General features: G+C 57.9%; 1 pseudogene. It reads right to left on the reverse strand.

The annotated features are described in order from the left end of the window. Positions 1-257, reverse strand: a pseudogene (locus PA598K_RS38435) (hypothetical protein); the annotation flags it as partial. Between the last annotated feature and the right edge of the window lie 130 nt (positions 258-387).

Consider the following 387-nt stretch of genomic DNA (forward strand, 5'->3'; position numbering starts at 1 on the left):
AGGATGTAGATCGTGCCGTCCGGGTGGACGTCCAGATCGCTCGGCTCCTTGAAGGCGCCCACCCCCAGCGTCCGGCCGTCATACAGCGACGTCGCCTGATAGGCGGCCGGAGCGGCGATGGACTCCCCATAGAAGGAATACATATACGAAGGCGCCACCTCTGCCGCCTCTGCCCGCTGACCGCCTAGCGCTCCCAGACAGAGGCAGCAGCAGAGGGCGATCAACGTCAATTTGGTAAGACGCGCACTCTTTGGCATGTTGTCGGTCCCCCTTTTGAGCCAATTTTCAATTCATTTCCTAGTCGTTTGCTCTGAAATTAACTCCCTATCGTCATTGCATCGTGCTTACGGGCCGCTCGGCGCACCAACGTAACTCTACTTTCTAGAG

This window comes from Paenibacillus sp. 598K (genome assembly GCF_003851045.1).
Lineage (GTDB): Bacteria > Bacillota > Bacilli > Paenibacillales > Paenibacillaceae > Paenibacillus_D.